Below are 8909 nucleotides of genomic sequence, written 5' to 3' on the forward strand. Positions count from 1 at the left end.
AACTGAGAAGAGCCGTACACGGTAATCCGCTCGAGACCTGGGAGGAGGGAACGGGCGTGGCGGCAGATTTCTGCCAGGGCCGCAGTGGGCATGGCGATGGTGTTGCCCGCCGGGAAGAAGATGGTCAAGATGCGGTCCCCGAAGCGCCGGCGGGCTTCTTCCAGATCCTCTTTAATGTCCGCGGTCGGCCGCACCTTGAACTTCATCTCTTTGTACACCATGCAGAAAGTGCAGCGGTTGTGGGGACACCCCGCCGTGGCCTGGATGAGGAGGCTGTCGGCTTCACTGGGAGGGCGGTAAATGGGTCCTTCGTAACGCATGAGTATGTGCCAGCTTGTCGAAATAAGCTTTCGTGTCCCCCTTGGCAACGGCCTTTTGGCGATTATCTTATCAGCAAGAATCGATCATGCCAAAGGATGTTCTGAATGATCAAGCTCAAGCGAGCCTATGAGAAGCCCGCAGAGGCCGACGGAGAGCGCTACCTGGTGGATCGCCTGTGGCCCCGGGGGATCAAGAAGGAAGAGGCCCGGCTCGAAATCGAAATAAAAGCGGCTCATAAAAGAAACCGAGGGACCTATGGTCCTGAACGGTTGCAGGCTGACCTTGCAGATCATGGCGTTCAGGTCGGTATTCATCGAATCAAACGAATCCGCAGGAAGCTTGGCCTTGGCTGCAAACAAAAGAAAAAGTTCAAGGCAACCACGAATTCAAACCATAGTCTGCCGGTCGCTGAGAACCTTTTGGAACAGAAGTTTACAGCCGACGCACCCAATCGGGTGTGGTTGACGGATATAACCTATGTACGCACCGCTGAGGGCTGGCTGTACCTTGCCGGACATAAAGATCTTTTCACAGGCCAAGTTGTCGGCTACGCAATGAGTAAAAGAATGACAAAGAACCTTGTTAGCCAATCCCTGTTTAGGGCGGTTGCATCTCAAAGACCGCCTGTTGGCCTAATCCACCATTCAGACCGTGGCAGTCAGTATTGTGCCGCAGAATACCAAGGCTTACTGAAACAGTCCAAGATGAGAGCCTCAATGAGTCCTAAGGGCAATTGTTATGACAACGCCCCCATTGAGAGTTTCTGGGGGGTATTGAAAAACGAGTTGATCCACCATCGCCGCTACTCTTTAAGGCAAGAGGCCATACAAGAGATTACCGAGTGCATTGAAATTTTCTACAATCGTCAACGGCGGCAGGAAAGGCTCGGTTACCTTTCACCACCAGATAAAACGCAATGGCGAATAAATGAATACATATCAGCGCCGTCAAAACGATTTCATTAATATGATGAATCCGCGTCAGCCAATTACTCGTTTCACCTGAGACACAATGATACAACTGCCCCTCGGTCAATTTGTCATCGTTGGCAAAAGGCTGGAGAAAGCATGCAAAAAGAGGACGGCGAGCATGGCGAGGATAGACCAACCACCAAGCGGGTTGTGGCCCAAATACGGCTTGGCATTTGGGATGAGGAATGATCGTGCATAATGCACGACTTGCTCGGGGCCTCTGACGAATGATACAAAATGCGCCTGCTGGCCGCCGACGAATCCCCATACCACTCGAAACAGAAGCAGCACAAGAATGCACACACTCGATCGTTCATGGTAGTACATGGCGATACCACCCAACTTGCCTGTGACGAACGAAACGGCAACCAAGAGTACAAGAATCCAGTGAAAGACGGGTTGGCATGTCCCAGAAAGAGATATGATAAAGATAGCCTTTGGAAGCAGGGTCAGCCAACCGTTAGCCATTTTTTAAATTCAGCATTTCGTATTCCTCCAGATTAGCCCTCTTTAGATTATATACCTGATCATAGAAGTTGATCAATTGCCTTGTGATATTTTTCTCATACTCAATTGCCTATCGTTCTTTTTGTAAAACTGAAAGAGCCAATCTATAAAAAATGGATGGATGTCCAACTCACAACATGTTGCTTTGCCGCTGATCAATGAGAAAAGTGTTTGTACCATCGGATAATCACCTTTTTCGTGACAGTCGAATTACCGCCATTGATTAGGGAAGGCATCGCTGCAAGTCATCGTTATCCGGCCTTTCCATGCACTGTTGATTCAATTCGTTGATTTCCGAAGCTGCCTATTATATGATGCGCTGGTATTGGTACCCCTACATCTTTCGGGGGGTTAAAGCGAATAAAGGTTGGTTTTAATAGATAGGCTCAGAAGCCAGGACGGTTTATCGGGATGCCAGTCTCCAAAGACGACAGCGCTATCCTTTCAAGCATTGCTCAGGGCGAATCCTCTGGCTTGAATGACCTTTACGATCGCTATAAGATATTGGTCTTCAGCGTTACGCTTCATATACTAGGTAACAGAGAAGATGCCGAGGAGGTAACGCTCGACGTGTTCAGCACGGTCTGGGAGAAGGCTGCCCACTACGATGTCCGGAAGGCGACTGTGAAAACCTGGCTGACCGCCATTGCCAGGAATCGGGCGATTGATCTGCTTCGACGGAGAAATTCCCGCTTTTCGACTCAGCACCCGGCGTGGGCGGATGCCTGCCTGGAATGCATGCCCACATCTGACGATCCGGAAACGCGCATGGAAAAGGCCGAAACCCGCAAACAAGTGACCGATGCCTTGGCGCAATTGCCGGAAAACCAGCGTGAGGTCCTGTCCCTGGCCTACTTTAGGGGGTTGTCGCACAGCCAGATTGCCGAAATACTGGCCGAACCGTTGGGCACGGTGAAGACGAGAATCCGTTCGGCCATGCTGACCTTGCGAAAAATTATGCTAAACGGTGAAAAAAAGGAGCCGGCTTAAATCTAAACCCGGATCCTTTGCGTATAGGTAGATAAAGACAGGAATAATTGTCGGAAACAGAGCGTATGGCTATGACCACTGATCAAAACGACAGGCATCGATACAACCGAGAGACGATGGACCACAGTTGGTTTGAAGAGGCCATGCCTGGATTCGCACTGGGTTGTCTTGAAGAGCATGAGGCGAATCGCTTGGCCGGCCACCTTGTCGAGTGTGAATCATGCAGCAAGGAGCTTCGCAGCCATGAACAGACGGTGGGGATGTTGGCTTTTGGGGTGCCCCAGGTGGAACCGCCGGATGAACTGAAAGATCGCTTGTTGCAACGTATCGAAAAGCGCGCCCCTGTTCGTCCGGCACTCGTACCGAAAAGGCCCCGTCCGTTTGCCTCGCTCTTCCAGTGGTACTCACCCGCCCTGGCGATGGCCAGCTTCGTTATCATCATCTCGCTCTCTGTCGTAAATGTCCTGCAGTTCAGTCAGGTCCGAAGGATTGATACCCAATTGTCTGCACCTCTCAAAATAATTAAAATGCGGGGCTCGGATCTCGCTCCGCATGCCGACGGCACCTTTGTGGTGGGACCGGATCGGTTGCATGGCGTGCTGGTGGCAAGCGACCTGCCGGCCATTGCGCCGACGCAGCAGTTCCAGCTCTGGCTTGTCAAGAACGGTCGAAAAGACAGTGGCGGCGCCTTCTCCACCACGCCTTTAGGGTACGGGGTAATACAGGTGCTGTCGCCCCATCCCCTGCCGGAATACCAAACCGCCATCGTTACCATCGAACCCCATGGCGGCAGCCCTTCACCCACCACTCCGGAATTGATGACAGGCGCCTTCTGATCGGGTTGTCCAGAAAACAACCATCGCCTGATCCTTCCACCGCGGCCACAAGCGTTCTGAAAAAACCCAAAAAAAATTAAATCCGATTCCAGCTTGCCTGCGTAAATAAGGACAAGACGGGTGAGGCGCTTGTCTGCCACCACCTGCCCTCAAGGAAGGATGCCCCATGCTGAGACTTTTTGCATATCCGGTTTGACCTCGGGAGCCTTGAGCATTCTTTATGACCGTTTCCGGTAAGAATCGGATATTTTTCGGAGAGGTGAATAAGATGGCCAACAATGTGATCGACCTTAAAACCAAGCAGTATCCAGGCGAAATGATTGAGACCGCCAAGTGGGCCTATACGACTCGGCGCGTCTCGGAACGCGGCCAGTGGTCCCTGTCCGGCCCCAACGTGACGCCGCACGCCGGCGACCTGGTTCTGGCCAAGGTGGTCCGCCTTGGCCAACATAAGCGGTTGGAGTTGACCAATGGCCGCCGATCGCACCTTTTCCCCGGGGACAAGGTGGTGGTGGTCTACGGCAACAGGTATGCCCCGGACCAGTTCGAAGCCATTGTGCCTGACGGTTTGGAAGCCTGCCATCTGGCCGCCGCCGGCGGTATTGCGTCAAAAATGATTTTCAAACACGACAATATCAAAAATCCTACACAATTGCAGCCAGTGGGGTTGCTGATCGACAGCAGCGGCACAGTCGCAAACCTGCGCGATTTTGCCTTGCCCCAGCGGCACACCGTTAAAAACCGCCCGACCGTCATCGCCGTGGTGGGCAGTTCCATGAACTCCGGCAAAAGCACGGCGGCGGCGAGCCTGATCCGTGGGCTTTCGAGAGCCGGGCTGGCGGTGAATGCCGGCAAGGTCACCGGAACAGGTGCCGGCGGAGACACCTGGCTGTTTAGGGATGCCGGCGCGCGTCACGTCATGGATTTTCTCGACAGCGGTTTACCGTCCACTTATCTGTTGGCTCACAAGGAGGTCAAACAGAACTTCATTAACTTGCTGAGCCACCTTTCCGAATCGACCCCCGATGTGATCGTGATAGAAATCGCGGATGGTCTGCATCAAACCGAAACCGCCCAATTGGTGGCCTCGAAAACATTCAGGCACCATGTGGACAGCGTTATCTTTGCCGCATACGACTCTCTGGGCGGCGTATACGGGGTGAAGCGCCTGCAGCGCTGGAATGTAAACGTGGTTGCGGTCAGCGGTATGCTTACCCGCTCCCCCCTGAGTGTCCGCGAGTTTCAGGACGCTTATGATCTGCCGGTATTCGGCAGAGAGGGACTGGAGAGCCCCGGCATCGAGATGCATCTGCGGCAATGGACGGACTGCCTCAATAACGCCAGCGTTTACGAAGAGGGGCGACGATGAAGCTGCCGGCCATCCTGGGAGGCGCGCGGCGCGGCCTGTTCGTCCGGCTTGTCCTGAATGCCCTGGCACAGGCAAGCTTCTTGCTGGTTACGGCTATTTTGATCCGCTTAGCCTTCGATCACCTCCTCGGAGGGAACGCTGTGAATTTGACCCATATCTGGGGCGTCGGGTCGGGGCTAGCTGCCAGCGCGGCGGCATCGGGCTGGTTAAGACGATCCGAACGGGTCATCGCAGAGAAGTTGGGGCAGAGCTATGTGCATAGCCTGCGGCGCAAGCTCTTTCAAAACATCGTCCGGATGGACCCTCGGCAGTTGGAAAAGCGCCGCAGGGGAAGCGTGATGCTTCGATTTATCGGCGATCTCAATGCCGTGCGGCGTTGGGTGAGCCTGGGCGTTGTGCGAATCATCGTCTCCGGTGCAATTGTGGCCGCCACGCTGTGGGTGTTGTCGCAGATCGACAGTGCCCTGAGCCTGCTCACGGCGTGTATTATCGCCGTTGCCGGGGCGGCTGACATTCGGATCGGTTACCTTCTGCGCCAGGCAGCCATGGATGTGCGCAAACGGAGAGCGCATCTGAGTGCCGTCATTAACGAGAAGATTTCGCAGATGGCCGTGGTGCAGGCCTTCGGGCAAGGTCAGCGGGAAATCAATCATATCCGCCGCAAAAGCCACCGCCTGCGCCTGTCGCAGGTCCATCGAGCAGGGCGCATCGGTCTCTTGCGCGGCATCAACCATGGCGTCACAGCGATCATGACGGCCACTGTTCTCATCGCTGGCGTCATCCGGGTCAACAGTGGCAGCAGCACCCCAGGCACCATTGCCGCCGCAATTGCCGTAATGGGATTTTTGGTGCCGGCGCTGCGGGATCTGGGGAGAATCTACGAGTATTACCAGGATGCCACCGTCGCCAGGCAGAAAATTAGAAGTTTCTTCGCCATCCGTTCTTCCATCGGGCAGGGAGACGATCTGCCAGATCTGGCACCCGGTCCGGGGAAGATCGTACTCGAGGGGATCGTTGTCCCTGGCGTCCTTGATAGCATCAGCGGTTTGGTTGAAGCAGGCCGGAAAGTTGCAATTGTCGGGCCCAACGGCATGGGAAAGTCAACCCTACTCGCACTGATTGGCAGTATGATCAAACCGCAGCATGGCCGGGTGCTGATCGACGGCCAGGACACCGCCGAGTGCCGCCTGACTTCTGTCCGGAATGCCATCGGCATGGTCGGACCGGATCTGCCATTGATGGCCGGCAGCCTGGAGATGAATATCCGCTATGGCTGCCCGGATTGTCCGCCGGAAGAGATCGAGCGGGTAATCGACGCCTGCGGGTTGGATACGTTGATTCAGGCATTGCCGGACGGCCTCAGGACCCGCATACATGAGCGGGGCGGCAACCTGTCCTCCGGCCAGCGCCAACGGATCGCTCTGGCGCGAGCGCTATTGGGCTCTCCACGGATTCTCTTGCTGGATGAAGTGGACGCTCACCTGGATGCCGAGGCCTGCAAGCTTTTCATCGATACCATCCGTGCCTATCCAGGAACGGTGCTGTGGGTCACCCACCTGGCTGATGCATTTTCCGGAATGGATGCGGTCTGGAAGATAGAGAACGGGGCCATCTCCATAAGATGCCCTGATGCGCCGCGGCTCAAGGCGGTTGGATGAGAAGATCTGACCCGCGCGTGCTTTGCAGGTCTCTTCTCATAGGAAAGGAATTTTTATGCTGATGCACTCACCGAAAAGCCGGACCTTGAACGGCCATTTAAATAACGCGGCAATCGATCCTCAAGGCACCCTGAGCGGGCGCGTGATAAAGCGGCATGTCGACAATGATCCGGGGCTTGCGTATTGCCTGTTCGTGGCCGAACAGCCGAAATCCGAAGCGCCGGTGTTCGTCGCGGTGCATGGCATTCGTCGCGGTATGCGTTCCCAGGCTCGCCGGTTTGCACCGTTTGTGGATGCCGTCGGCGGTATCATGGTGGCGCCTTTGTTCTCCAGGCGCCGATTTCCGGACTACCAGCGGCTGGGCAGATTGAAGCGCGGTGACCGCGCCGATGTGGCACTAAAGCGAGTCATCACCGATGCCGCCAAATTTCTCCGCTTGCCATTTAAGCACCTGGTCATGTTCGGCTATTCCGGGGGTGGCCAGTTCGTGCATCGTTATGCCATGGCCAATCCGCGCCAGGTCAAGCGCATCGCCATCGCAGCGCCTGGTTGGTATACGTTTCCTGATACGAGCCAGCCGTTTCCGCGCGGCATCGGCAAATCTGCATCTCTTCCCGATGTGATCTTCGATCCCGCACGGTTCCTGCAAATCCCGACACTCGTTTTGGTCGGTGAAAAAGATGTGATCAAGGATGAAAATTTGAATACGAGCAAAAAAATAAGAAAACAACAGGGGGCCAACCGCCTGGATCGCGGCCAGCGTTGGATCGCCGAGATGGCCGCCGCTGCCGGGCGTTTTCGATTAAACACCCCCCTCGCTTTTCAATTACTTCCCGAGTGCGGCCATTCGTTCGTTGAGTGCATGGAAACCGGCCGCATGGGGCGGGCGGTTTTCAATTTCCTATACCCAGACGATACTCAAAAAAATGCATCGGCGACCGTCAACAACAAGATCAGACCGGGTGTTGCGGTTCTGCATTCATGAGGAATAGAAGGAGGCTGAGATGAAGCGTTTTTTAATGCTGTGGATAATGATTGGATGCGTTATATTGCAGGGATGTGCGTCCTTGATCAGTCCCTGGGCCATGAATAAGGCTTCGAATAACCGTTTCATTCCTGTGGAAATGTGGACCGGTGGCGAGTGGTCGGGAGAAAAGGCACACGTCATGCAGCCGGTCGAAACGTATTTTGGCGACAAACTTAAAAAATCTATTACCGGGCCCAAACCATGGCACCACCCCGTTACCGGAGAAAAGCTCCAAGTCTACGAACGACTCAATGCGACAAAGAGCGGCGTCAAACGGCAGTTGTTTACCCTCGGCGCCAATGGCAGAGGATTGTCCAAGGTCTACGATGAACGACCCGGCGAACCGACAAGGCTATTTTCAACCGATGCCATTCTGTTCCCCGTGGGTAACTGGTACAGAGGAGAGAAAAAGACATTCAGCTTCTTCGAATACGTGAATAGCCAGCCAGTGAAGCGCGAAGCAACCATTCATATTCGCCGGTTGAGCTTCACTTTCGAGGAAGTCAAATACGCCATCAAATATGATTATATTGTGCACGACCAATACGGTAAGATGATCTTCAATGAACGGTTCATTTATGGACCCGGGAAGAGCCTGATGCATTTTGAGAACCGGGGATATTAACCGGAATGGCCTGGGCGGAGTGGCCGGGGTCGGACCAAGATGGATGCTTAATTGGTGTGGATTCAGATCAAAAACAGGGCCGGATTTCGGTCTTATAATGATGTTTTCGGGGTCCAAAAGAGTGCTTTAAGGTATCATCTGGCAAGATTTGGGGAAATTGGGGTATTGATGCCGGTTGAAGATTTTCTCTTAAATTGTAATTTTACAGCCGGTTTGAAACCATTTAACGGGTGGTTTGAAACCGTGTAAATGGGACTTTATTCGTCCCCTATGCAGTGGTTTTTAACGGCTGGGTGTCAACTTAAGAAGACGTCCACCGGATTTGTCTTCAAGCACGTACAACGCCCCGTTAGGTCCTTGTTCGACCTCGCGTATACGCTTTCCCCATTTAAAGCGTTCGGCTTCTTCGGCAGTGTCCCCTTTCAAATCAACACGAATAAGAGCTTTTGACACAAGACCACCGATTATCGCACTGCCTTTCCAACCGGCAAACATCTCACCATCATAAATAACAAGACCGGACGGAGCAATGGAGGGCACCCAATACGTCCGAGGGGCTTCAAATTCAGGACGGGTATTATGATCGGGGATCGGCACACCCGAAT

General features: G+C 54.1%; 9 protein-coding genes and 1 pseudogene. 7 read left to right on the forward strand and 3 right to left on the reverse strand.

The genetic code is table 11. The features are described from left to right. A pseudogene (locus ACZCED_RS24115) lies at positions 1–320 on the reverse strand (radical SAM protein); the annotation flags it as partial. Positions 321–425: 105 nt separating this feature from the next. Here ACZCED_RS24115 and ACZCED_RS24120 point away from each other — a divergent pair. Beyond that, positions 426–1286 (forward strand): IS3 family transposase, encoded by an 861-nt coding sequence (locus tag ACZCED_RS24120; protein WP_464861998.1) that lies wholly within the window; start codon positions 426–428, stop codon positions 1284–1286. 66 nt (positions 1287–1352) lie between these two features. Here the strand turns inward: ACZCED_RS24120 and ACZCED_RS24125 are convergent, their stop codons facing one another. Continuing rightward, positions 1353–1760, reverse strand: coding sequence for a cytochrome b/b6 domain-containing protein (locus ACZCED_RS24125; protein ID WP_464861999.1), 408 nt, complete (start codon positions 1758–1760; stop codon positions 1353–1355). 450 nt (positions 1761–2210) lie between these two features. Here ACZCED_RS24125 and ACZCED_RS24130 point away from each other — a divergent pair, with 450 nt between their 5' ends. The 6 genes from ACZCED_RS24130 (at position 2211) to ACZCED_RS24155 (ending at position 8304) form a co-directional block, all read left to right on the forward strand. Then, the gene (locus ACZCED_RS24130; RefSeq protein ID WP_464862000.1) at positions 2211–2789 is read left to right on the forward strand and encodes a sigma-70 family RNA polymerase sigma factor; all 579 of its coding nucleotides are present in this window, start codon (positions 2211–2213) and stop codon (positions 2787–2789) included. A 71-nt stretch (positions 2790–2860) separates the two neighbouring features. Next, on the forward strand, positions 2861–3625 hold the full coding sequence (locus ACZCED_RS24135) for an anti-sigma factor (protein ID WP_464862001.1): 765 nt from the start codon (positions 2861–2863) through the stop codon (positions 3623–3625). 268 nt (positions 3626–3893) lie between these two features. Further along, the gene (locus ACZCED_RS24140; protein WP_464862002.1) at positions 3894–4994 is read left to right on the forward strand and encodes a P-loop NTPase family protein; all 1101 of its coding nucleotides are present in this window, start codon (positions 3894–3896) and stop codon (positions 4992–4994) included. Then, positions 4991–6652 carry an ABC transporter ATP-binding protein gene (locus tag ACZCED_RS24145; RefSeq protein ID WP_464862003.1) on the forward strand — a complete coding sequence of 554 codons (1662 nt, stop codon included), beginning with the start codon at positions 4991–4993 and terminating at the stop codon, positions 6650–6652. Before ACZCED_RS24140 ends, ACZCED_RS24145 begins: the two co-directional genes overlap by 4 nt. Before the next feature lie 55 nt (positions 6653–6707). Next, positions 6708–7637, forward strand: a complete 930-nt coding sequence (locus ACZCED_RS24150) for an alpha/beta hydrolase (RefSeq protein WP_464862004.1) — start codon at positions 6708–6710, stop codon at positions 7635–7637. 19 nt (positions 7638–7656) lie between these two features. Beyond that, complete coding sequence (locus ACZCED_RS24155) at positions 7657–8304, forward strand: hypothetical protein (protein WP_464862005.1); 648 nt, start codon at positions 7657–7659, stop codon at positions 8302–8304. 282 nt (positions 8305–8586) lie between these two features. On the opposite strand, the gene ACZCED_RS24160 is transcribed toward ACZCED_RS24155, so the two are convergent. Beyond that, positions 8587–8909, reverse strand: a 323-nt coding sequence (locus tag ACZCED_RS24160; RefSeq protein ID WP_464862006.1) for a PQQ-dependent sugar dehydrogenase, incomplete at its 5' end; no start/stop codon positions are given.

It is taken from the genome of Desulfosarcina sp., from assembly GCF_055467485.1.